We start from the raw sequence: 23,155 nt of genomic DNA, 5'->3' as shown, positions 1-23,155 counted from the left end.
TTTCAGCTAGTGCTTACCATTTAAATTTAATAGTTAAATCGTTGGTTCAATTACAGGATAGCCTCTTTCTTTTCTATTATCTTAGTTCCCAGCGTGTTTTCAATCCAACTATTAATTTCCTTTAGATACTTCTGTTCAAAGAATCTTTCATTTGGAAAAATATATAATACCTCTCGTAAATAATGTGCATTAATAAACGGCATCATAAGTAAGCCTTTGTATTGAATAATTAAATATGCAATAGAATGTGGACGGAATTCCTTTCGTTCAAACCCTTTTTCAAAGATCTTTTGAAAATAATATTTCTCCTTTAATGCATAGGTAGACATAATTTCTCTGACTACCTGAGAATCCATTGACATCTCTCGGTATACGAAGCTTGTAAGCTCAATATTTTCACATTGATAGTGAAGTAAGTCAGCTGTAATTCGTTTTAAACAATCCTTAACACCTGTATCCATTAAAGAAAATTTTTCTTCAATAATACTAAGATATTGCTCAAAAAAGTAAGTAAAGCAATATTCTAATAAACCAAGCTTATTCTCAAAATGGTAAGCGATGGTTGCAGAGTTTACTTTTGCAACGGTTGCAATATCTCGTATCGATGTTCCTGCATATCCATTTGAATTAAAAAGCGTTATCGCTGCTTTCACTATTTCTTCTTTAGAGTCCTTTTTCATCGTACACCTCCGTATACACGAGTTTTTTTATCTTTCTATAAACAATTCTTGCTTGGACGGTTGATTCCTTCATGAAATTATCGACAAAGTATGCTCTTTTTCTTGTCAGTTTGATAAAATATATAAGAAATTTAATGATGGATGGGTGAAAAAACATGTTTAATGTCGAAATGTACAAAGGGAGCCGACAAGAAAATTATGAATTGGTAAAAAAACAATTACAGGCTCTTCTCCATGGCGAGACTAATCAAATCGCTAATCTTAGCAATACGTCAGCTTTATTAAATCAGTTTCTTGATCGTATAAACTGGGTTGGCTTCTATTTAATGGATGAGAACAATGAATTAGTATTGGGACCCTTCCAAGGACTTCCGGCATGTGTTCGCATCCCGCTAGGAAAAGGTGTATGTGGAACAGCTGCAAAGAAAATGGAAACCGTTCGAGTAGAAGACGTTCATCAATTTCCTGGACACATTGCCTGTGATGCAGCTTCAAATTCCGAAATTGTTATACCACTAATCAAAGATGGTATGTTACTTGGTGTCTTAGACATTGACTCACCTGAGAAAAGTCGCTTTGATGAGCTGGACCAAGAGCAATTGGAGGAATTTACTGCCATTCTCGTTAATCATTTGTAAAAAACTCGCCATGTGGTCTTACCCCTGTCAAGTAGACAGCTTAAAAAAACTATGCGACTAACGCGTGTCGGTATTCAACTGGTGCGCGTTGGTTTAGTTTCTTCTGAAAACGTTTGTAATTATAGTGGTAGATGTAATCTTCGATTGCTTGTCTAATCTCATCTTCTGTTTTACACTGTTCTATATACAACTTCTTTGTTTTAAGGTGCGAAAAGAAGGATTCGATGCAGGCGTTATCCAGGCAGTTTCCTTTGCGAGAGTGGCTGCCCTTTACGCCGTATTCTTCTAGTCGTTTGTTGTATAGCTTAGACGTATACTGAAAGCCTTGATCTGAATGTACAACGGCTTCAGCTACGTCTTTTTTGCTTGTCCATTGAGAAACAGTATTTAAGACAAGTTCAAGATCATTTCTTCTTGATAACTCCCATGCTACAACTTCATTATTAAACAAGTCTTGAATGACCGATAAATAATAAAATTGCTTACCATCCGAAACGTATGTAATATCCGTAACCATCTTTTGATTAGGAGCTAATGCCTCGAATTTTCTATTAAGACGATTAGGTTGTATCACAGAAGGTGTGTGTCCATGTCGTTTCCTCTTTTTGCGTATGATAGCTTGAATTTCCATTTCCTTCATAAGACGGTATACCTTTTTATGATTAATTGAATAATCGTTTTCATTTAACCAAGTGGTCATACGAGGGTATCCAAATTCAGGATGAAGTAAATGAATCCCCATCATGTGTTCTCTTATATCCTGATCTTGTTTGGCTCTTTCTGCTCTATCTTTCTGAGTAGCCCTCCACTTATAGTAACTAGCTGGCTTAACATAAGCGATCTCTAACAACCAGGTAATACGATGGGTATCTTTTAATTCATCAATGATCTCATATTTGATTTGTTGAGTGATTTCCTCTCCTCCTTTACCAGATTTGGATACTGCTTTTTTAAATAATCCACCTGCGCTTTCAAATAATCTCTTTCTTCTTCGACGGATTTAAATATGGTTCGTGGCCTACCTTTGAATGGATTAGTAGCTCCAACTCTTGTATCAAACTGTTCCCCATCTTTCCACTTCCTAACCCAAACTTTAAGTTGAGTACAATTTTTAATGCCAAGTTCTTCAGCTAAAACCGCATAACTTTTATTTCCATTGATATACTTCATAACTGCTTGTAACTTAAATTCATCAGTATAACTCTTAAATTCTTGTCCCTTTTTAGCCATTGAAAAATCCCCTCCAAGTATAAGTGTACCACCGACAATAACTATTGTGGTTTTTTTACACTGTCTACTTAAAGGGGATAATATCAGTGCGGCGAGTTTTTTATATTTTTTCAAGTGCTTGTTCTAAGTCTTCTTGTATATCCTCCCATGCTTCAAGACCGACTGACAGGCGGAGTAATGTATCTTCAATACCCATTTTACTTCGTTCTTCTTCTGGAATGACAGCATGTGTCATGGTTGCAGGGTGCTGGATTAACGTTTCTGCATCCCCTAAACTAACAGCAATTTTCACCAATTGTAATTGATTCATAAAATATTGTGCTGTTTCTTTTGTTCCTATTACAGAAAAAGAAATTACCCCGCCTGGTTTTTTCATTTGTTTATGCATAATCTTATTGTCTTCTTTAAAATCACTATTGCCAGGAAAATAGAGCCTTTCTACTTTTCGATGATTCCGTAAAAATTCAACAAGCAGATTGGCATTCTCACAATGACGGTCCATCCTGACAGGGAGCGTTTTTAACCCTCTTAATAATAGCCAGGCATCGAACGGTGAGATGGTGCCGCCAATATCTTTTTGTGTGGTTCTTGACACCTGTTTGATGAAATCACGGCTGCCAACAACAATTCCGGCAATCACATCACCGTGACCACAAATATATTTTGTTGCACTATGAATAACAATATCACAACCTAGGCTAATAGGTGTTTGCAAATACGGGGAGCAAAATGTATTATCCACTACAACAGGAATACCATGTTGTTTAGCGAGCTTTGAGACTAATTCTAAGTCAACTAGTTTCATGGTAGGATTAATCGGGGTTTCTATATAAATACAGGCAGTATTTGGGAGAATCTCTTCTTCTAGCATTTCATTTGATGCCATTAACGAAAAATCATGGGTAACGTTATATTTTTCTTTTAACAATTGCAATAATCCAAACGTACAACCATATACACCCTGTGAACACAGGATATGGTCACCTGTTTTAGTTAAAGCGGTTAACACTGCAGAAACCGCTGCCATCCCTGATGAGAATGCCAACGCAGCTTCACCCTGTTCCAGCTTTGCCATTCGGTCTTCAAGAATTTTTACTGTGGGATTTCCCAGACGGGAGTATAAAAATCCCTCCTCTTGTCCTGCAAATCTTCTTTCCCCTTGTTCTGCACTTGAAAAGGTGAAGGTGGAAGTTTGATACAAGGGAGGAACTAAACTTCCTTGGTGTTCATCGGAACTATACCCAGAGTGAACAGCTTCCGTTTCAAAGCGAAAATTTTCATTACCCAATGTGACTCCCCCTAATTGAAAACGCTGTCATTTCTCTTCATTTCTATATACTATTCATTTCCTGAAATTAACTTGACATATTGATGAATAAAATTATATAATATCCTTTGTGTAAAATAACTGCAGCCTATGTGAACACGTGAATGGATTCATTTTGTTCCTCATGAGTCATCGAACTCATTTGATGGTGTATCTTGTAACCCTCTGCTGCTAGGGCGAAGGTGCATGAAAACAAAATGGCTATCATTGATGTTTCATAACGGTTTTTATTTTACCAAAAAATAAAAACACTAAGGAGGAGTCATTCATGGCTCGTTATACTGGCTCAAGCTGGAAAATTTCTCGTCGTCTTGGAATCTCTCTAAGCGGCACAGGTAAAGAATTAGAAAAGCGTCCTTACGCTCCTGGACAACATGGTCCAAACCAACGTAAGAAGCTTTCTGAATACGGATTGCAATTGCAAGAAAAGCAAAAACTTCGTCACATGTACGGAGTAACTGAGCGCCAATTCCGTAACCTATTTGATAAAGCTGGCAAATTAGGTGGGGTTCACGGTGAAAACTTCATGATCCTACTTGAATCACGTCTTGACAACGTAGTTTACCGTTTAGGTTTAGCTCGTACTCGTCGTGCAGCTCGTCAATTAGTAAACCACGGCCACATCTTAGTTGATGGATCACGTGTAGATATCCCATCTTACCGTTTAACTCCTGGTCAAACTATCAGCCTACGTGAAAAATCACGTAACCTTGATGTTGTTAAAGAAGCAATCGAAGTTAATAACTTCGTTCCTGACTACTTAACATTTGATGCAGACAAGCTTGAAGGTACTTTCACTCGCTTACCTGAGCGTTCTGAATTACCAGCTGAAATTAACGAAACTCTTATCGTCGAGTTCTACTCACGTTAATTGAAATGCTCTGTAAAGAGCATTCACAAAAACCCTAGAAACCGCGTTATATCAACGCTTCTAGGGTTTTTTCTTTTATTTCTACTTTGTATAATCATGTATTCTCCCCTAACTATTTGGGGGAGGTTTTGGGGGCTGTTTGGGGAGGATTTCCAACAAAATTAATTCAGTGGACAGACGTATTCAGCTTCTTTAAAATCCAAATAACATGTACCATATTCAAAATAAAAAGAAACGCCCTGGTTAATATCAGGGCTTTATGTGAGCTCACTCTGTCAATGATAGATATACTTTATGATTATAACAGTTTAATTATGAAAGTATTGATATAACAAGGTTTTTATTAAGTCTCTTTATAATTCAGTCTTTGATATTGGGAACAGTTTGCCCAAATTTGTCCCCAAAGTGTTCCCCCATTAGATAGTGAAAAAATGCGTTCTAAACAGCATATCTTCTTAAACTCTAGCTTATATATTGAGGTAGTACCAGCGAAACTGTCACCACCCGCAATAAGGAAATGTCAAGATAATCTAGATTACAATAAGGGATTTAATTTTAAAGCTTCAAATACGCATACCCCCGTCCTAGTGACAATTAAAAATGAACAAAGCATTTTTATAAAAACATACTCATGTTCATCGTGGTAATAACGGATTGATCAGGATAGATGGTTCGCGAACAAATTTTCCATCCGTTATCGATTTTTCTAATGATGTCATGGCGTTCGCCAAACATTTGCTCAATATCTGAAGTAGATGCTCTGCTGCGCATGAAAAGGAAATAACTCCGTACTTTGTATTCATCCGGATCAGCAGTCGCTTCAACATAAATGTTGGTAATAAAATGACGCTGTCTAGTTGATGGGTTTTCGACCCAGGCGGATTTCGTATATAATCGATTGACCCTTGTTCTCAACGAAGTCTTCGTTTCCTCGAAAAAGGCAGAATCTTCGGCAATATTGGAAACACCAACACCTTCCACGGTTTCACGCAGCGGCATTCTGTAGGTAATGGTATCTGCCAAAAGCTCAAGCCACTCTTTATATTTTCGGTTATCCAAATAATAAGCTTCCATGTTAAGAATGTTGGTTATTTCCAAATGAATATCAGCTGTTACTTTGTTTTGGACGTTCAAGCTCATCGGCTTACCTCCTTCTCAAACATGTCTTTTGATATTAGTTCAAGCCAATGCTCATGCATTTTTCGTGATAAGGCATCAATATAGGTGGTTGGATACGCTGTTCCCGGTCCAGGGAAATTCTCATCTGGTTTCACATGGGAATATCCCATCAAATAGTTGCTGACACTGTTATAATTCAGTTCTTTATCCCGCATCATCAACCCTTTACTTACTTCCACAATCCGTGCCCATGTTTCTGTATCATCCTGTTCTAACGTTCCGCTCGGACCAAACGAACCAAGATAACCGCGATAGGCGTCTTCCTTATATTCTTCTGGAGCAGCTTTATCGATTAAAAACCAGCACCAAACCTCCACCCGGTCAGGTGCAATCGGCCTCCACATTCGGAAGTTTAAGTAATTATGTAAATGCCCTTCTGTTCCGTGAATCGGGCTGACAAATGAAAGATTAGGATAAACACCGCCTACAAAAACCGTCACCTTTGACTGTATGTCGAGCTGCTCAGGAGTCAAATGTTTTTCAAACAATGGCCACATTGACTCGGGAGTACCTTGGTAAGGAACTCTTGCTCTCCCCGTTTTTGAGGTAATGACATTGATTCCATGGGCATTTTTCATGACAACTTGATGCCCATATCCTGCATAAAGAGGATCTTCAGGGCTGATTCCCATTTCAACCGTGGAACGGTGAGTCGTCTGTACATGATACGGGTCGGCAGCAAAGTTTTCGGCTGTCGCTTTCCAATTGGCTTTTGCCACCCATCGCTGCGGCAGTCCCCTTACCTCCATGCCGCCGCTTCTGCCTAGTAGAATATCAAAATACCATTTCATCTCGCCAAGATAATCTTCTAAAGATTCAGCGTTCGGGTCCAGATTCCCAAAGATCATTCCCTGATAGCTTGCCACTTGCGGAATCGGACGAAGCCCCCACTCTGACTTGTCCATTTCCTCTCCATAAACCTTATTTCCTGCAACGATACCGACTAGTTCACCTTCAAGATTGTAGCTCCATCCATGGTACGGGCACGTAAAGGTTTTTTTATTCCCGCGGTCAGCCGTGCACAGCTGTGTCCCGCGGTGGGTACAGGAATTTAGAAATGCTTTGACCTCCCCTTGACGTGTCCTGACAAGAAGAACAGGATCATTCACCATCCAGCGTGTTACATAGCTGCCAGGCTCCTTAATTTCTGTTTCATGGCCGAGGAATTGCCATGTATGTCCATAAATCTTTTCAATTTCCAAATCATAAATATCTGGATCGGTAATGACCCATTGAGGCAATAGACCTTGTTCCATCTTTTCTTTTAACAAATGAAAAGCCTTTTCATTCATTGTTTTCTTGATCATGTAATCGTCCTCCTTTTTATGTATAGGCTGTGTTAAACTTGCTTGTTGATTTGCGCTCCAGGCGTTTCGCTTTCCGGGCGGCACGGGGAGCCTCCTCGGCGCTTTAGCACCTGCGGGGTCTCCCCTGTCCCGTACCGCCCGCAGGAGTCTCGCGCCTTCCGCTCCAATCAACATTGGACAAAATCAACAATAATCATTAACACAGCCTATGTATAAAAAATACGCAGTTTGCCTTCCGGAATAAAGCGAACCGGAAGGCGTTTTTTTATTTATTACAAAGGACCTTTCTAATTAAGCATTAACTGGTGCTTTCATCTTCATCGCAGCCTTTTCTTCAGTTAATTTATCAAAGCTGCCATACTTTTCATTAACAATTAATAGAGAGATAGCTCCGACAATACTTGGGATGGCAAAGGCAATAAACGCGTTTTGCGGTGCAATCCCGATGGCGAGAATATAGGCAATCAATGTTGGTGCTAAAATGGCACCAATCCGGCCAAATCCAAGGGCCCAGCCCATACCCGTTGCGCGGGCTTCTGGGGGATAATACTCCGCAATGTATGGGTTCGCCAGATTCATATTACCGACTGTACATGCCCCGCCAATCATAATCAAGATATATAGAAGAAATAGGTTAGAAGTGAGACTTAAGGATACAAAGCACACTGCGCCTAATATATAAAGACTGATGAGAATACGCTTATGTCCAATTTTCTCGGCTAAATATCCGCCAAATAAGGAACCAAGCACTTGACCGCAGCATAACACAAGATTAAAAGATAAGCTTGAAGTCATACCATAACCTGACTGCTGCATGATCTTAGGCAGCCAAGTATTTAGACCATAAACCATCAGCAGGCAGCTGAAGACGGCAAACCAAATCGCAATCGTGCTTACCGTACGATTATTTTCAAATATCTTTTTAACCGTTGAACCTTTGTGAGCCTCTTGACCATTTGAAAATTGATAGGAATCCGAATTTTTATAATTACCACCAGGATCAACCCGATTTAGGACGGATGCAAGCTCGTCTGTTTTTTTCTTGATGACATTAAATGAAAGGGATTCAGGAAAATACTTAAAAAAGAATGGTAAGGTGAAAAATGGAATAACCCCAATCCAGTAGATGACTCTCCAATCAGTAGATGGGACCAGATACATTCCGATAAGGTTTGCCAGGATTCCTCCAAGAGAGTATCCGCAATACATTGTAGCCACGATTAATGCTCTGTTTTTCTTGGGTGAATACTCTGTCATCGTGGAAATAACCATTGGCATTAAACCGCCCATTCCAAGAGAAGCAATAAAACGCATGACCGTAAAGAATGTTGTATTAGGTGCCAGCCCTGCCCCAAGAGTGAAGACACTGAATAGAATCATACAAATACCTAAAACCTTTTTCTTGCCGATTTTATCAGCCAAAGGGCCAAAAATAAACGCACCCACCATCATGCCCACCAGCGAATAACTTCCTACCGCCCCTGCCTGAACCGGTGATAAATTCCATTCCTCCATCAGCCAAGGCAAACTGACTCCAAACATTGCAATATCAAACCCATCAAACATAATGGCATAAAAGCACCAAAGATAAACAAAAAGATGAAAGCGGTTAAATTTACTTGCAGCAACAACCTCAGAAGGGTTTACTGTACGCATAATTATCAGCTCCAAACTTAATTATTATAATCCGTAAACGCATACAAAAATGAATAGAAATTTTCTTACGGTTATGCTAATTCTCCTCCCTTTCTGAAATATATTTTCTAAAGTTATAATAAAGTGGTTATGGCCCACGAACAATCAGCTAGTTTCGCTATAGGCAACAATCAAAAATATTTTTAGTTTTTCTTTAAGACCGCAAAGAATCCCAGTTAAAGTGATTGCTGAGTGATTAGGAAACACGCCACAGATGATTTTGGATTTATATGGCCATAACTTTAAAGCATTGGAAGAAGAATCAGTGGTTGCATTTGAGAAGGCACTAAATTTCTAAATTGGGGGAAGTTTTGGGGAAGGTTATGAAAATACCACTTCTAAACCCCATTAATACTAGGGTTTTTGTTACTGTTGAGGATTTCTCACGTTAATTTTTCAAAACCGTGCCAGCAGTGGCACGGTTTTTTATTATTTTTTTATCCACTTAATCGACCTTGAATATAGTATTCCTAATAATGCGTATAAAACAACTACTACGATTGCAGTCCATATACGTTCTTGCATCACACCATCCGCAAACAAAACTGGACCCAGCCCGAAAAAAGTAACAAGTAAAATGAGAATAATAAATAATGCATGAACTAGAAATTTCATTAAAATCACCACCATTAGGTCTTCTTATATATAAGACGCTGTACCTAGGTTCAGTGTTACACCATCAAGAAAAACCCGGCCTCATATACCCAATGAGGCCGGGTTTTCTAATCATTAATATTTAATCAATGAGTATTTCTTTTTACCTCTTCTAATAATCGTAAACTGACCTTCAATGCGATCAGTGGCTTGTAATACATAGGAAGTATCGGTAATGCGTTCACCGTTCACTGTAATCGCACCATTTGTGATATCTTCTCTGGCCTGGCGCTTGGATGGAGAAATTTTCGCAGCAACTAATAAGTCTACCAAATTTCCATCTGTATCACCGGCATTAAAGGAAGGAACATCTTTGAACCCTTGCTCGATTTCCGAAGCAGACAGACTGCGAACATCCCCGCTAAATAAAGCTTCCGTAATTTTTATTGCCTGCTGCAGTGAGTCTTCCCCATGAATCAGACGAGTCATTTCCTCAGCTAATGCCTTTTGTGCAAGGCGTAAATGAGGTTCTTCCTGAACAGACTTTTCAAGTGCTTCGATTTCTTCGTGAGACAAGAACGTAAAGTACTTTAAGTATTTAACAACATCTGCATCCGCTGCGTTAATCCAGAATTGGTAAAATTCATAAGGAGTGGTCTTCTTAGCATCAAGCCAAACAGCTCCACCTTCTGTTTTTCCGAATTTTGTTCCGTCTGCTTTCGTAACAAGTGGAATGGTCAATCCAAATGCCTTGGATCCTTCCGGCTGCATTTTTCGAATTAATTCTAGGCCTGATGTGATGTTACCCCACTGGTCACTACCGCCAATTTGCAATTTACAGTTATGATTCTCATATAGATGATTGAAATCCATCGCTTGAAGAATGGTATAAGTGAATTCTGTAAATGAAATTCCTGATTCCAAGCGAGAAGCAATCGTATCTTTCGCAAGCAAATAGTTAACTCCAATATGCTTGCCGATGTCCCTTAAAAAAGAAATAACGTCCATCGATTTTGTCCAATCATAGTTATTTACCATGATTGCACCATTTTCTCCATCAAATTCAAAAATAGCCGCTAATTGATTTTGGATACCCTCGGAATTTTTTTCAATTGCTTCAAGACTTTGCAGCTTCCGCTCTTCACTTTTTCCACTTGGGTCACCAATCAAACCTGTTGAACCACCCACTAAAACGATTGGACGGTGCCCATGCTGCTGAAATCTTCTAAGTGTTAAAAACGGCACCAAGTGTCCGATATGCAAACTATCTGCTGATGGATCAGTTCCACAATATAAAGATATCTTTTCACTGCTAATTAACTCTCTTAGGCTCTCTTCATCTGTTTGCTGGTAGATGAGCCCACGCCATGCTAAATCTTGTAATAAATCCATTTTATTTTCCTCCAAATTCTCAAAATAAGGCTGTTTCCTAATTATTGTTGTTAAAATCCAAAAGCCGATTTTAACGCGAAACAAACTACTTTGGTGCTTGAAATTAAGTTTGCAAGCTCTTTTCTTAGAAAAGAGCCTAAATAACACAAAAAGCGCCCCTGCAAAAATGCAGGGACGCATAACGCGCGGTACCACCCGGCTTGAGCAAAAAACACTCCAACTCGAAAAATTAACGGTTTAGTCCGTTCTCTGCTACTTCTATATTCACAGAGAAAGCTCCAGGACGTAATTCACTCTTCTATTTGTATCAGCTTTCACCAGCCGCTGACTCTCTAAAAAACAGGGATAGAAGACCTACAGTAGATTCCCTTCGTAGCTTAATTATTAAATTGATAACTTATAGAATTTTTACCATAAATTATTCCCACTGTCAAACAAGAATTGGTAATATCAGAAAAATGTAGAAGTTTGTCATTTTTGTAATCATCATTATGCTATAATATATGTGATTTTAAAAGAGGTGATTCTATGAATGATAAATTTCAAGCGTGGATAGAGAAAATCAAGTCGATAACCAACTTGTTTACCCATAAAAAAACTGTAAAAAGTGCACGAATAACGTACCAGGTCTTTTGGAACCTTTTATTGCTTGTACTAACAGTTGTTATCCTTGGGGGAGCATTTGCAGGTGGTGTGGGCGCGGGATATTTCGCCTCGCTTGTTAAGGACGAACCTGTCCGGTCTTATGACAGCATGAAAAAAGATATTTATAATTATACGGAAACATCGGACTTATACTTTTCTGACAATGTCTATCTTGGCAAGCTCCGTACAGATCTTGAACGTGAAGAAGTAAAAATTGATCAAGTTTCAGATTACCTGGTAAAAGCAGTAATTGCAACAGAGGATGAGTATTTTTATCAACACAAAGGTGTTGTCCCAAAAGCAGTTTTTCGGGCACTTTTCCAAGAAGTAACAAACTCTGCCACTCAATCAGGCGGAAGTACATTGACACAGCAATTAATCAAAAACCAAATTTTAACGAATGAAGTCTCATTCGAAAGAAAAGCAAATGAAATCCTGCTTGCACTGCGTCTAGAGAAATTTTTTAGCAAAAAGGAAATTCTAGAGGCTTACTTAAACGTTTCAACATTTGGAAGAAATTCATCTGGTAAAAATATCGGTGGTGTTCAAGCCGCAGCAAAAGGAATATTTGGGAAAAATGCAAGTGAATTGACCCTCCCTCAAGCAGCCTTCATCGCAGGTTTGCCACAGAGTCCCTTTGGGTACACACCTTTTACTAGAGAAGGTACAGTGAAAAACAATCTAGAACCGGGGCTCACTCGAATGAAAACGGTTTTAAAAAGAATGTATGATGGCGGTCACATCACTGAAACACAGTATGCAGAAGCATCAGCCTATGATATTACCAAGGATTTTATTCCTGCAGGGGAAAACCCGCTAGAAAAATATCCCTACTTATCATTTGAAATTGAAAAGCGTGCTATCGAAGTCCTAACCAATGTATTGGCGAAAAACGACGGCTATGAGGAAAATGATTTAAAAGAAGATGAGAATCTTTTTTATAAATACAAAACATTAGCCAAGCAAAATTTAAGACAAAATGGATACGAAATTCATACAACGATCAACAAAGATATATATGATGCCTTCCAGGTTGTAAAGAATAACTACCCAAACTACGGACCTGATAAGCCAGAACAGAAACAGGATCCCGAAACCGGGGAAATGATTACTGTCATGGAGCCGGTTGAAGTCGGTGCTATGCTTATCGAGAATAAAACAGGGAAAATCATCAGTTTTGTCGGTGGACGAGACCACGATAAGCAGGAGCTAAATCATGCTACTAGCGCTATTCGGCAAAATGGTTCTACGATGAAGCCTCTTCTCGTTTATGCACCAGCAATTGAATTGGGGAAAGCCTCACCAGGAACACCATTACCGGATGTAGCTTTAAGGCTCGAACCTTCCATTTCAAGACCTTGGCCAAACAACTATGACAAGAGGTACAGTGGTATCACCTCAGCAAGATATGCACTAAAAAAATCTTATAACGTTCCTGCTGTTAAGCTATATAAAGATATAATAGACCAGCAGCCTGCAAAATATCTTGAAAAAATGGGCTTTACATCCCTAAAAAGTGACGATTATACCAATCTCTCAACCTCTATAGGTTCATTGAAAAATGGCGTAACAGTCGAAGAAAACACCAACGCCTTTGGAACCTTTGCGAATGAAGGTAAATTTATTGATGCATACATGATTGAAAAGATCGTCGATAAAAACGGTAAAACTATTTATCAACATGAAGTGAAGCCTGTCGATGTATTTAAACCACAAACGGCATTTTTAACGCTCGATATGATGCGAGATGTAATCAAAAGTGGTACGGCTCAGGGTATAAATAGTAAATTAAAGTTCAGAGCTGATTGGGCAGGTAAAACAGGAACGGGTCATGATTTCCATGACGCTTGGTTTGTAGCCACCAATCCAAGTGTAACATTTGGAATTTGGACGGGCTATGACACGCCAAAATCATTAAACAATGGCGGAATGTCTTACTCACAAAGAACGAATAATCTATGGGCTGAATTGATGAATGCTGCTTATGATATTAAACCCGAGTTAATTAGTCCTGCTGAATCATTTCCTGTACCAGATGGAATCGTAAAACGCTCGTTTTGCTCAGTTTCAGGCTTATTACCTTCAGCTGCCTGTTCAAAGGCTGGTTTAGTTGTAAGTGATTATTTTAATGCGGAGAATGTACCGACTAAGCAGGATGACAGCTTAATTGCAGGAAATTATGTGCAAATTGGTGATAAAAAGTATCTAGCTTTAGATTCAACACCAGCAGAATTTTCTCAGCAAGGAGTTATCTTAAATCCTGACTTCATTAAACAAATGGTTGGAAATAATTTCAATAATTACAGTCAGCTAATACCGAAAATGGACCGTTGGAGTAAAATCCTAGTTTCTACTGATAAAATCGTCGATAACGGAAAACGGCCAGACGGGGTGACCCTTTCACTATCTGGTAATAATCTCATTTGGTCACCACCAGCAGATAACGATATCGTTGGCTACCGAGTCTATCATAATGGATCAAAGGTTGGGAGTATCACCAGTGGTTCTAGTCTTTCCTTTACAGCATCTAACGGTTCATATTATGTAACAGCGGTAGATATTGCAGGAACTGAATCCGGACCATCTAACAAAGTGGATGTTGGCGTTACTGTTACACCTGCACCTCAATAAATGACAATAAAGGAGCTTGGAAAAAATCCAAGCCCCTTTATTTTTTTGATTCACTTTTTTGATAATTTCTGATTGGATACAGTGCCTTTTCGAGTGTGAGTAAGTTTTTTTCCGTTATTTCGGCTTTTCTAGGAATTGGCTTATACATATCAGCAGGATCTTCCCAATTGCTTGGAAGACTGACTGGTGCTTTTTCTTGCCAGTAGTCAATCCAATCCTGTGGTAAACTTCCATAACAGTTTGAGTTTTCAGTCATTTCCATCCATATAAGTGCCCATGCTCTAGGAACCACACGCCAAATGTCATAACCTCCGCCCCCAACTGCAATCCATTTACCTCCGCAATATTGATGGGCAATTTCATGAGCTAACTTTGGGATCTCACGATAGATTTTCATTGTAGCTGATAAGTGAGTTAAAGGATCATAATAATGAGAGTCTGCTCCATTTTGGGTCAGAATAACATCCGGTTTAAAAAAAGCTGCCACTTCCTTTATTGATTGAGTATAGACATGCAGCCATGATTCATCCTCAGTGAATGCATCTACTGGGATATTAAAAGAATACCCATACCCCTTACCTTGTCCTCTTTCGTTCACATTACCGGTACCAGGAAAAAGATATCTTCCCGTTTCATGTATGCTAAGGGTACAGACATTGGGATCATCATAAAACGACCACTGAACCCCATCACCATGATGAGCGTCTGTATCTACATAAAGAACCCTTGCACTATATTTATTTTGAAGATATTTAATAGCTACTGAACTATCATTATAAATGCAGAAACCTGAAGCTTTTCCGCGAAAACCATGGTGCAATCCCCCTCCTAAGTGAAGGGCGTGGGCTGCCTGTCCTGTCATGACTTGATCGACAGCCGTTAATGCCCCCCCAACTAGCAGAGCGCTAGCTTCATGCATATTAGGAAAGATTGGTGTATCTTCCGTTCCTAACCCATAGTTTTCAGCCACTTGTAGTGGAAGTTGTCCCTCCCCTGCCATTTTTACAGCATCAATATAGCTTGGATCATGAACTAGGCTAAGTTCTTCGTCTGTCGCAATTCTTGGAGGAACAACCTGCCTATTGTCTAAGGCGTTTAATCTATGTAACAAATCGACAGTAAGTTTCAGTCGAAACTGATTAAAAGGATGGTTATTACTGAATTTATAGTTTAACAATTCTTCTGAAAATACAAATGAACAGGAATCGGTCATAGGGATACACCTGGCAGATTTGGCCAAAGAACGTCATAGCCAGATTGTTTTAGATCCTCGATTAGTCCAGTAGGATTCATAGTTTGCAATCTTATCACAAGAATTTTAAATTGATCATCTTTTTTATCAGGATAAACAAGTACACTCAATATATTAGCTTTCCGATTTTTTATTATACTAGTAATCTCACTAAGCTTCCCTGCAAGATTAGGTACCCTTATTTCAATTTGGGACCCAGGTTGATGGGCACCAGTCAACTCTACGAGCGTTCGAAGTAAATCCGTTTCGGTAACAATCCCAACAAGCTTTTGATTGTTTGTAATTGGAAGACAGCCAATTTTATGCTCATAAAACAGAGCTGCTATTTCTTCTACAAAATCAAGAGGATGGCCAGTGATAACATCTTTTTTCATAATTGAGTCAACGGGTTTTTCAAGATCTTCTAAATGTTCGTTTGCGCGAAAAATAGATGGAGCTGCATCTCGTATATCAGATAAGGTTACAATGCCAACAAGCTGTTGATTGGAATCGATAACGGGTATATGCCGGATTTTTTTTGACTCCATTAATCTCATTGTGTCAGCAATTGAAACGGTGGGAGTAACGGTAACAACCTCCGTTTTCATTATTTCTTCTACTATCATCCGAATGGCCTCCTCAATTGAAATTTTGGATCAATACATAAATCGATTCATAAAGCGAAGTCGATCAAACCTTTGGATTGTTTCTACATCCACCCTTGTTCCAATTCTCGCCATCAAACAGTTAGCAGGGTGTGAACAAATCTCAGGATCATCCGTTGCATACCACTTAAGACCGCCTGCATTCATCATTTTCTCCATAATCTTGCGATACTCCCAAACATTTAACCCTGTTCCCTTTAAATCCCAATGCCAATAATATTCTGTCGTAATGATTAAGTAATCCTCCATGGCTTCATCCATCATAGAAACGGTGAGGAGGTTTTTTCCGACAGCATAGCCCCTAAAATTAGGAATAACCTCAATAGCACCTAATTCAATTAAATTATCCATTTTGTCTTCAGACCATCTTTCAAGAGGATCCGGAAAAAGGTACGTCACATAACCAACAATGGTATGGCGATGCCTTGCAATAATGATTCTTCCCTCCTCGAGTTGTGCAATCCCCACTAACGCTTGATGCTGCTGTTCAGGAGGGCGAAAAGCGGTAAGATGTTCGTGAAATTCATATCCAGCAAGTTTATCTGAGGAAATTGGACCTTCAATAATTAAGCTTCCATGGGGAGTTTTGAGTTCTTTGGCATTATACGTTTTTTTGTGTTCCATCCCTACACCACCTGAAAAATCATTCGCGTAACATTTCTATTATACATAATTTCTTTCAACTTTTTTCCTCTTCACATAATTTTCTGTTTAATTAGAAAACCATGTGACAATTTCAAGAAATCAATTAAATTATTTTAAAAATTGAGAATAGTTTATATTTGTACTATAATTATCTCATACTAGCATAAGGGGGAAATGGAATGAAAGTGGAAAAGCTGCCGGTTATGCAAGGGGAGCATAACTTAGTAAATTATGATGAGAAGTATAAGACCTTCAGTTGGGAGGAGACTGAAAAGAAATTCTCTTGGTATGAAACTGGACTCGTTAATATGGCTTATGAGGCTATCGACCGACATGTTGAAACATTTCGAAAGAATAAAGTAGCACTTTATTATCGCGATAACACTAGAAATGAAAAGTTTACATTCAAAGAAATGAAAGAGCTTTCAAATAAAGCTGGTAATGTGTTAAAAACATATGGAGACGTTGAAAAAGGAGACCGCGTATTCATTTTTATGCCACGGTCACCTGAACTATATTTTACTGTACTGGGCGCAATCAAGCTAGGGGCGATTGTCGGTCCATTATTTGAAGCTTTTATGGAGGGTGCTGTTCGCGATCGTTTGCAAGATAGTGAGGCCAAAGTCTTGGTAACTACTCCTGAATTATTGGATCGTGTACCGGTAGATGAGCTTCCAGCATTGAAGCACATTTTCCTTGTTGGTCAAAACATCGAAGAAAGTGGGCGGTACGTTAACTTTTTAGAAAAATTCGAGGCTGCAAGCAACCAGCTCCGAATTGAATGGGTTGACCGTACGGATGGGCTCATTCTTCACTATACTTCAGGTTCTACAGGTAAACCAAAAGGAGTCTTGCATGTACATAATGCGATGATCCAACATTACCAAACAGCTAAATGGGTATTAGATTTAAAAGAAGATGATGTGTATTGGTGTACAGCTGACCCAGGATGGGTTACAGGGACATCTTACGGTATTTTTGGACCATGGCTAACAGGAACTTCGAACGTCATTGTTGGCGGTCGTTTCAGCCCTGATACATGGTATAAAATGATTGAGGACTTTGGAGTAACCGTTTGGTATAGTGCTCCTACGGCTTTCCGTATGTTAATGGGAGCTGGAGATGAAATTGTTAAGAAATACAATTTAAGCAGCCTTCGCCATGTCTTGAGTGTTGGGGAACCTTTAAACCCTGAGGTAGTAAAATGGGGCGTGAAAGTCTTTAACAAAAGAATTCATGATAACTGGTGGATGACGGAAACAGGGGCACAGCTAATTAGTAATTACCCTTGTATGGAAATTAAACCAGGCTCAATGGGTAAACCGATTCCGGGTGTCGTTGCTGCGATTGTGGACGACCAAGGCAATGAACTTCCGCCTTACCGCATGGGGAATCTTGCCATTAAAAAGGGCTGGCCTTCCATGATGTATACCATTTGGAATAACCCTGAAAAATATGATTCCTATTTTATGCCAAGCGGCTGGTATTTCTCTGGTGATTCTGCCTATATGGATGAGGACGGATACTTCTGGTTCCAGGGACGAGTAGATGATGTAATCATGACCTCTGGTGAACGTGTTGGTCCATTTGAGGTAGAAAGTAAACTTGTCGAACACCCTGCAATTGCAGAAGCTGGGGTAATCGGTAAACCAGACCCTGTGCGCGGCGAGATTATTAAAGCCTTTATCGCACTTAGAGATGGCTATACAGCATCAGATGAATTAAAGGAAGAAATCAGACTGTTTGTGAAACAAGGTCTTGCAGCACACGCAGCTCCAAGAGAAATTGATTTCCGAGATAAGCTTCCAAAAACAAGAAGCGGGAAGATTATGAGACGCGTCTTAAAGGCATGGGAGCTTAACTTACCAACAGGTGATTTATCTACTATGGAAGATTAAACAAAAGAAGGAAGCACCTAAACATAAGGCGCTTCCTTTTTTGTTTTGTCTAGCTCCAGCGCCTAGGGGCTCGGGGTCATAAGCGTGTCTAGTTACGGCTCCTTGGGACTCGAGTCATAAGCCCCCCCCCTGAAGAAGGCAAAAAACGCCTTCTTTCAGGGGTCGCCTTATGCCTTCGTCCCAGGGCAGTCGCCTCCACATTACATACAATCCGTCAAGAAGGTTAAAAAACAACCTTCATGCCGGCTCGTCTTATGCCTGTCGCCCCTGGACACTAAGGAAAGCCCCTTAGATTAATCCTCGCAGGAACAAGCTGTGCTTGTTCCGAAGGCACTTCTGCTTTTCTTTATTATTTAGTTGATTGACGGTGCTCGATGCGGTGTGGAAGAACAACGGTTTGTTCTTCTACCTCTTCTTTGTTCATTAATTTAGTAAGTAAACGCATAGCCACAGCTCCGATATCGTATAAAGGCTGAACGATTGTGGTTAACTGCGGACGAACCATTAAAGAAAGCCTTGTATTATCTGATGTGATAACTTCGAAGTCTTCAGGAAGTTTATATCCTTTATCCTCGGCACCATGAACGACCCCAAGTGCCATTTCATCTGATCCAACTAGAATGGCAGTAGGTCGATTAGGAGCTTCTAATAATTTATCGAACGCTTCTAAGCCTGAGTCATAGGTGTAATCGCCTTCGACAATAAGTGACTCATTAAAATCTATACCTGCATCGGAAAGTGCGCGCTGATATCCTTTTAGCTTTTTATGAATATTTCTTGGTTCCTGTAATGGTCCAACTACAAATGCAATATGCTTATGACCTTTTTCAATAAATTCTTTCACTGAATCATAAACAGCTTGTTCATAATCGATGTTCACGGAAGGAATCTGTTCAGATTCTTCAATCGACCCAGCTAGGACAATTGGTACCGGTGATTTTCCAAATTCTTCAACATGCTCTTGAGTAATATTCCCACTCATAAAGACAATACCATCCACTTGTTTACCTAGCATGGTATTTAATAAGTGTAATTCTTTCTCTTTGTTTTGATCGGAATTGCTTAAAATAATATTGTACTTGTACATGGTTGCGATATCTTCGATACCACGTGCGAGTTCTGCGAAAAAGATATTCGAGATATCTGGAATTACGACACCAACGGTTGTTGTTTTCTTGCTAGCCAATCCTCTTGCAACTGCATTAGGACGGTAACCCAGTCTATCGATGACTTCTAGTACCTTTTTTCGAGTAACAGGCTTTACATTTGGATTTCCATTGACGACACGTGAAACGGTTGCCATTGAAACATTTGCTTCCCGTGCAACATCATAAATTGTAATATTCACGTTTTAACACTCTCCTTAAACACGATACGTATTTTCTCTTATTTTACAGCATTTTCACTAATTTAGTCATTGTGAGATAATATACAAACTTTTAATATGTATAATCATACGATAAGAACCAATAAGTCGCAATGATATTTGTTCTCATTTTCACGATATTTTCATTATTTTATCAAAGGCTGTGTTAAAATAGGCTGTTGATTTCCACTCCACTAAGGAATGCTTCTTGGAATAATCACCGCAGGGACAGGCGGTCTTTTGCCTGTCCAGAGGCGCTATGCTTTCCGCGGGCTCGCCCGTGAGCCTCCTCAGTCGTTCCGACCTGCGGGGTCTCACTCAGCTCGTGCATCCCGCAGGACATTGAATTTACTTCCTCGAACACTCATCGCACGAAGAAAATGCGATAGCATTTTCGAGGATCAAGCGCCTTCCGCTCCAATCAACAAGTTCTAAAATCAAAAGTCTCCTGTACACAGCCTAATTAAAAAAAGACCTTCCGCAAGGACTGCAGAGGGTCTCATTGACTAAATTAAATTCTAACTAAATTAGAAGCAAGCAGTTCATTATAAAAAGTATTAAACTGGTCAAGGTTCATTTGCTGCTGTGCATCAGAAAGTGCTACAGCTGGGTCTGGATGAACTTCTGCCATCACGCCATCGGCACCAATTGCAAGTGCTGCTTTTGCACATGGAAGGAGTAAATCTCTTCTTCCTGTTGAGTGAGTTACATCGACCATTACTGGTAAATGTGTTTCTTGCTTAAGGATTGGGACAGCAGAAATATCAAGCGTATTTCTAGTTGCCCGTTCGTAGGTTCTAATTCCACGCTCACAAAGAATAATTTGCCCATTACCTTGAGCCATAATATATTCTGCAGCATTAATAAATTCTTCAATCGTAGCCGCAATACCACGCTTTAAAAGAACAGGCTTATTTACTGCACCTGCAGCTTTTAACAATTCAAAGTTTTGCATATTCCGTGCACCGATTTGGATCACATCGATATAATCAATAGCCATCTCAATATCAGCTGGATTTACAATCTCACTAATGACAGCCATATCATACTCATCTGCCACTCGTTTTAAGATTTTTAACCCTTCAACCCCAAGGCCTTGGAAATCATATGGAGATGTTCTAGGCTTATAGGCACCGCCACGCAGCAGCTTTAAACCTTTTTCTTTCATTGCTTTGGCCACAGTTGCTACTTGTTCGTAGGATTCAACCGCACATGGACCAAAAACAAAATGCTGTTTTCCGTCTCCGATCGTTTCACCTTTTAAGTTGACAATTGTATTTTCCGGTTTCTTCTTTCTAGAAACAAGAAGTGCTTTTTGATGATCATCTTTTTGCAAATCTAAGCCAGCCTTAAAGATTTCCTTAAATAAATGGTCAATCGTTGCATTATCAAATGGTCCATCATTATGTTCTTTGATCAGATCAAGCATTTTTCTTTCACGAACCGGATCGTATTTGTAAACTCCTTGACTTTCTTTAGCCTTCCCAATCTCTTGGACAAGTTGAGCTCTTTCATTAATTAGTTTCAATAATTCCAAGTTTAAATCATCGACACGTGTCCTTAATTGTTCCAAATTACTATTGCTCATTTATTGTCCCCGTCCTTTCAATAGCTTGACAGAATGATTGCAGAATGACTAAATACTGTCAGCTAGCTCCCTTAAAAATAAATTTTTTATTATTCAATAATTAGGCTTTATTATATCTGAAAAGAGCTTATTTGTCACGTATTTTTCTTTAACGATTAAACGCTTTTAAGCACTAAAGCAAATCATCTAATAATAAGTCATCATATGCTGGGAATTAAAGAAAAGTACTATAAATTTTCATTTGTTGCAGTCGTTAAAGATTTGGTCGTAATCTTCCAATGAGAAGCATTCCAGACAGCTTCTCCATTTTTAATCAAGAGTGCCTGAGGGGATTCGTGTTTAATTTCAAACTTCTCCGCAACTTGATTTGATAATGGACGTGCCTCTTGAACAGCTAAATAATAGGTCGGTAAACTTTCATCTCCGCCTGCGTATTTTTCATACTCCTGATAAGCGGCATGACTAATAGGACAAGTTAAACTATGTTTCAATAGAAAAAACTTGTCTTCTTGCTTTATTAAATCTTCAAATTGGTCTAAAGTATCAATTTTTTTCAACATATTCTTTCCTCCAAATAATAAACGGTGAAGCCATTCTATCACTTCACCGTTTTTGATACAAATAATTGAATTATTTTTCGAAAATTCTCTTAATGTGTTACTTTATATTCTTCCTCTTCAAAAGCTTTTTTGGCTTCTTCTAATTTCTTTCTTATCGAAAGTTCATCAACAGAACTTTCACTAGCTGCTTTTGGCATTCCGCCAATTGGAATATAATTGTCTTCATCGGTATCAACTGGTGTCTTTGTTTTATTCATAAGGTGGACCGTTTTTTCCTTTAATGTTTCCGCTTGGCTGTTAAGTTTACTACGAAGCTCTCTGCCTGATTTTGGGGCTAAGAAAATAGCTGCAGCTGCCCCCACTAGTCCGCCGATCAGTGCTCCTAACAAAAAACTGCTGGATGAATCTTCACTTTTATTTCGGTTTGTTCCTCGCAATTCATTATCCTTACTACTCATTCCGGATTCCTCCCTTATATAAAATTTTAGCGTGACCTAACCCTCTTAATTTCCTCAACATGGTTTGCACTTTTTTCCTGCTTCTTAGCCATCCATTTATCTTTTAGTTCAAGAAAAACATTACCCCATTGCACAATTTGGGAGATTTTTTCTTTATTTTCTTCAACTTGTATATCGAAAGATTCTGTTAGTGTTTTTAAGGTGCCATTGAATTTATTTACTGTCGTCCCAACATTTTTTACAGCAGAGACAACACTATTTAAATTCTGCGATTTCTCCTGAATATCATCCGCTAGAGCATTCGTTTTATGTAAGAGTTCAGTCGTTTCTTTTGTGACTCCATCCAATTGTTTTTCTAATCCAGTTAAAGTCGTGGAAACACTTGAAAGAGTCTCTTGGAGAGAGTTAAGCGTTTTTGCTACATAGATTACTAGTACCAAGAATGCAATCGCAATTAAAGCGACGCTTAAATATAAAATAATTTCCATTTGTTTTTACCTCCGCTTTTATATCCTTATGTATTACCTATCTAAGGCAGTGTTAAACGTAAATAGG

General features: G+C 39.1%; 20 protein-coding genes, 1 pseudogene and 1 other annotated feature. Of the genes and pseudogenes, 5 read left to right on the top strand and 16 right to left on the bottom strand.

Translation table 11 applies throughout. The features are described 5' to 3' along the window. Positions 1 to 50: 50 nt before the first annotated feature. On the bottom strand, positions 51 to 680 hold the full coding sequence (refZ, locus tag QFZ31_RS27155) for a forespore capture DNA-binding protein RefZ (protein WP_306076228.1): 630 nt from the start codon (positions 678 to 680) through the stop codon (positions 51 to 53). A 155-nt stretch (positions 681 to 835) separates the two neighbouring features. Between refZ and QFZ31_RS27150 the strand changes: the two genes are divergently transcribed. Next, positions 836 to 1,318 (top strand): GAF domain-containing protein, encoded by a 483-nt coding sequence (locus QFZ31_RS27150; RefSeq protein WP_307309125.1) that lies wholly within the window; start codon positions 836 to 838, stop codon positions 1,316 to 1,318. Between the two features lie 49 nt (positions 1,319 to 1,367). On the opposite strand, the gene QFZ31_RS27145 is transcribed toward QFZ31_RS27150, so the two are convergent. Together QFZ31_RS27145 and megL are read right to left on the bottom strand one after the other, a co-directional pair. Continuing rightward, positions 1,368 to 2,548 (bottom strand): IS3 family transposase gene (locus QFZ31_RS27145; RefSeq protein ID WP_307309121.1). Its coding sequence is split into 2 segments (ribosomal slippage): positions 1,368 to 2,260 and positions 2,260 to 2,548, totalling 1,182 coding nucleotides; the frame shifts between segments, so codons are not numbered across the junction. Positions 2,549 to 2,648: 100 nt separating this feature from the next. Continuing rightward, a complete protein-coding gene (gene megL, locus QFZ31_RS27140) occupies positions 2,649 to 3,836 on the bottom strand; it encodes a methionine gamma-lyase (RefSeq protein WP_307309118.1) in 1,188 nt (395 codons plus the stop codon). A 307-nt stretch (positions 3,837 to 4,143) separates the two neighbouring features. Here megL and rpsD point away from each other — a divergent pair, with 307 nt between their 5' ends. Further along, positions 4,144 to 4,746, top strand: a complete 603-nt coding sequence (rpsD, locus tag QFZ31_RS27135) for a 30S ribosomal protein S4 (protein ID WP_307309116.1) — start codon at positions 4,144 to 4,146, stop codon at positions 4,744 to 4,746. Between the two features lie 615 nt (positions 4,747 to 5,361). Here the strand turns inward: rpsD and QFZ31_RS27130 are convergent. The 3 genes from QFZ31_RS27130 to QFZ31_RS27120 form a co-directional block, all read right to left on the bottom strand. Beyond that, positions 5,362 to 5,886, bottom strand: coding sequence for a 3-phenylpropionate/cinnamic acid dioxygenase subunit beta (locus QFZ31_RS27130; RefSeq protein ID WP_307309112.1), 525 nt, complete (start codon positions 5,884 to 5,886; stop codon positions 5,362 to 5,364). Next, the gene (locus QFZ31_RS27125) at positions 5,883 to 7,232 is read right to left on the bottom strand and encodes an aromatic ring-hydroxylating oxygenase subunit alpha (protein ID WP_307309108.1); all 1,350 of its coding nucleotides are present in this window, start codon (positions 7,230 to 7,232) and stop codon (positions 5,883 to 5,885) included. The genes QFZ31_RS27130 and QFZ31_RS27125 overlap by 4 nt, the downstream gene beginning before the upstream one ends. 291 nt (positions 7,233 to 7,523) lie before the next feature. Then, entirely contained in the window at positions 7,524 to 8,888 is a 1,365-nt protein-coding gene (locus tag QFZ31_RS27120) for an MFS transporter (protein ID WP_307309106.1), read from the bottom strand. A 202-nt stretch (positions 8,889 to 9,090) separates the two neighbouring features. Here QFZ31_RS27120 and QFZ31_RS27115 point away from each other — a divergent pair. Next, a pseudogene (locus QFZ31_RS27115) lies at positions 9,091 to 9,225 on the top strand (site-specific integrase); the annotation flags it as partial. Positions 9,226 to 9,356: 131 nt separating this feature from the next. Here QFZ31_RS27115 and QFZ31_RS27110 read toward each other — a convergent pair. Both QFZ31_RS27110 and tyrS read right to left on the bottom strand, forming a co-directional pair. Further along, positions 9,357 to 9,542, bottom strand: a complete 186-nt coding sequence (locus tag QFZ31_RS27110) for a DUF6954 family protein (protein WP_307309103.1) — start codon at positions 9,540 to 9,542, stop codon at positions 9,357 to 9,359. A gap of 114 nt (positions 9,543 to 9,656) precedes the next feature. Continuing rightward, a complete protein-coding gene (gene tyrS / locus QFZ31_RS27105) occupies positions 9,657 to 10,913 on the bottom strand; it encodes a tyrosine--tRNA ligase (protein WP_307309100.1) in 1,257 nt (418 codons plus the stop codon). A gap of 167 nt (positions 10,914 to 11,080) precedes the next feature. Beyond that, positions 11,081 to 11,296 (bottom strand) — a binding site (T-box leader). A gap of 145 nt (positions 11,297 to 11,441) precedes the next feature. Between tyrS and QFZ31_RS27100 the strand changes: the two genes are divergently transcribed. Further along, positions 11,442 to 14,189, top strand: a complete 2,748-nt coding sequence (locus QFZ31_RS27100; protein WP_307309098.1) for a transglycosylase domain-containing protein — start codon at positions 11,442 to 11,444, stop codon at positions 14,187 to 14,189. 37 nt (positions 14,190 to 14,226) lie between these two features. Here the strand turns inward: QFZ31_RS27100 and QFZ31_RS27095 are convergent, their stop codons facing one another. From QFZ31_RS27095 to QFZ31_RS27085, 3 genes are read right to left on the bottom strand one after another with little or no spacing between them, the layout of a single operon-like run. Next, on the bottom strand, positions 14,227 to 15,402 hold the full coding sequence (locus QFZ31_RS27095) for an acetoin utilization protein AcuC (RefSeq protein ID WP_307309095.1): 1,176 nt from the start codon (positions 15,400 to 15,402) through the stop codon (positions 14,227 to 14,229). Continuing rightward, complete coding sequence (locus tag QFZ31_RS27090) at positions 15,399 to 16,046, bottom strand: acetoin utilization AcuB family protein (RefSeq protein WP_307309092.1); 648 nt, start codon at positions 16,044 to 16,046, stop codon at positions 15,399 to 15,401. The genes QFZ31_RS27095 and QFZ31_RS27090 overlap by 4 nt, the downstream gene beginning before the upstream one ends. Positions 16,047 to 16,076: 30 nt before the next feature. Then, entirely contained in the window at positions 16,077 to 16,709 is a 633-nt protein-coding gene (locus QFZ31_RS27085) for a GNAT family N-acetyltransferase (RefSeq protein WP_307309089.1), read from the bottom strand. A gap of 200 nt (positions 16,710 to 16,909) precedes the next feature. Between QFZ31_RS27085 and acsA the strand changes: the two genes are divergently transcribed. Further along, positions 16,910 to 18,628, top strand: coding sequence for an acetate--CoA ligase (gene acsA, locus QFZ31_RS27080; RefSeq protein WP_307309086.1), 1,719 nt, complete (start codon positions 16,910 to 16,912; stop codon positions 18,626 to 18,628). A 349-nt stretch (positions 18,629 to 18,977) separates the two neighbouring features. Here the strand turns inward: acsA and ccpA are convergent, their stop codons facing one another. The 5 genes from ccpA to QFZ31_RS27055 all read right to left on the bottom strand — a co-directional run bounded on the left by ccpA (position 18,978) and on the right by QFZ31_RS27055 (position 23,088). Then, complete coding sequence (ccpA, locus tag QFZ31_RS27075; RefSeq protein ID WP_307309083.1) at positions 18,978 to 19,976, bottom strand: catabolite control protein A; 999 nt, start codon at positions 19,974 to 19,976, stop codon at positions 18,978 to 18,980. 529 nt (positions 19,977 to 20,505) lie between these two features. Beyond that, the gene (locus QFZ31_RS27070; protein WP_307309080.1) at positions 20,506 to 21,582 is read right to left on the bottom strand and encodes a bifunctional 3-deoxy-7-phosphoheptulonate synthase/chorismate mutase; all 1,077 of its coding nucleotides are present in this window, start codon (positions 21,580 to 21,582) and stop codon (positions 20,506 to 20,508) included. A gap of 227 nt (positions 21,583 to 21,809) precedes the next feature. Then, positions 21,810 to 22,142, bottom strand: a complete 333-nt coding sequence (ytxJ, locus tag QFZ31_RS27065; RefSeq protein WP_179601752.1) for a bacillithiol system redox-active protein YtxJ — start codon at positions 22,140 to 22,142, stop codon at positions 21,810 to 21,812. 89 nt (positions 22,143 to 22,231) lie between these two features. Then, a complete protein-coding gene (locus QFZ31_RS27060) occupies positions 22,232 to 22,600 on the bottom strand; it encodes a YtxH domain-containing protein (protein ID WP_307309077.1) in 369 nt (122 codons plus the stop codon). A gap of 26 nt (positions 22,601 to 22,626) precedes the next feature. Further along, positions 22,627 to 23,088, bottom strand: coding sequence for a DUF948 domain-containing protein (locus tag QFZ31_RS27055; RefSeq protein ID WP_307309076.1), 462 nt, complete (start codon positions 23,086 to 23,088; stop codon positions 22,627 to 22,629). Between the last annotated feature and the right edge of the window lie 67 nt (positions 23,089 to 23,155).

This window comes from Neobacillus niacini, from assembly GCF_030817595.1.
Taxonomy (GTDB): domain Bacteria; phylum Bacillota; class Bacilli; order Bacillales; family Cytobacillaceae; genus Neobacillus; species Neobacillus niacini_G.
The sequence above is the reverse complement of the archived record's forward strand: the minus strand, read 5'-3'. Positions and strand labels throughout refer to the sequence as shown.

Excerpts from the sequence above, each read along its gene's own strand:
- refZ (WP_306076228.1), bottom strand. The coding sequence starts at position 680 with ATGAAAAAGGACTCTAAAGAAGAAATAGTGAAAGCAGCGATAACGCTT.
- QFZ31_RS27150 (WP_307309125.1), top strand. The coding sequence starts at position 836 with ATGTTTAATGTCGAAATGTACAAAGGGAGCCGACAAGAAAATTATGAA.
- rpsD (WP_307309116.1), top strand. The coding sequence starts at position 4,144 with ATGGCTCGTTATACTGGCTCAAGCTGGAAAATTTCTCGTCGTCTTGGA.
- QFZ31_RS27130 (WP_307309112.1), bottom strand. The coding sequence starts at position 5,886 with ATGAGCTTGAACGTCCAAAACAAAGTAACAGCTGATATTCATTTGGAA.
- QFZ31_RS27125 (WP_307309108.1), bottom strand. The coding sequence starts at position 7,232 with ATGATCAAGAAAACAATGAATGAAAAGGCTTTTCATTTGTTAAAAGAA.
- QFZ31_RS27120 (WP_307309106.1), bottom strand. The coding sequence starts at position 8,888 with ATGCGTACAGTAAACCCTTCTGAGGTTGTTGCTGCAAGTAAATTTAAC.
- QFZ31_RS27110 (WP_307309103.1), bottom strand. The coding sequence starts at position 9,542 with ATGAAATTTCTAGTTCATGCATTATTTATTATTCTCATTTTACTTGTT.
- tyrS (WP_307309100.1), bottom strand. The coding sequence starts at position 10,913 with ATGGATTTATTACAAGATTTAGCATGGCGTGGGCTCATCTACCAGCAA.
- QFZ31_RS27100 (WP_307309098.1), top strand. The coding sequence starts at position 11,442 with ATGAATGATAAATTTCAAGCGTGGATAGAGAAAATCAAGTCGATAACC.
- QFZ31_RS27095 (WP_307309095.1), bottom strand. The coding sequence starts at position 15,402 with ATGACCGATTCCTGTTCATTTGTATTTTCAGAAGAATTGTTAAACTAT.
- QFZ31_RS27090 (WP_307309092.1), bottom strand. The coding sequence starts at position 16,046 with ATGATAGTAGAAGAAATAATGAAAACGGAGGTTGTTACCGTTACTCCC.
- QFZ31_RS27085 (WP_307309089.1), bottom strand. The coding sequence starts at position 16,709 with ATGGAACACAAAAAAACGTATAATGCCAAAGAACTCAAAACTCCCCAT.
- acsA (WP_307309086.1), top strand. The coding sequence starts at position 16,910 with ATGAAAGTGGAAAAGCTGCCGGTTATGCAAGGGGAGCATAACTTAGTA.
- QFZ31_RS27070 (WP_307309080.1), bottom strand. The coding sequence starts at position 21,582 with ATGAGCAATAGTAATTTGGAACAATTAAGGACACGTGTCGATGATTTA.
- ytxJ (WP_179601752.1), bottom strand. The coding sequence starts at position 22,142 with ATGTTGAAAAAAATTGATACTTTAGACCAATTTGAAGATTTAATAAAG.
- QFZ31_RS27060 (WP_307309077.1), bottom strand. The coding sequence starts at position 22,600 with ATGAGTAGTAAGGATAATGAATTGCGAGGAACAAACCGAAATAAAAGT.
- QFZ31_RS27055 (WP_307309076.1), bottom strand. The coding sequence starts at position 23,088 with ATGGAAATTATTTTATATTTAAGCGTCGCTTTAATTGCGATTGCATTC.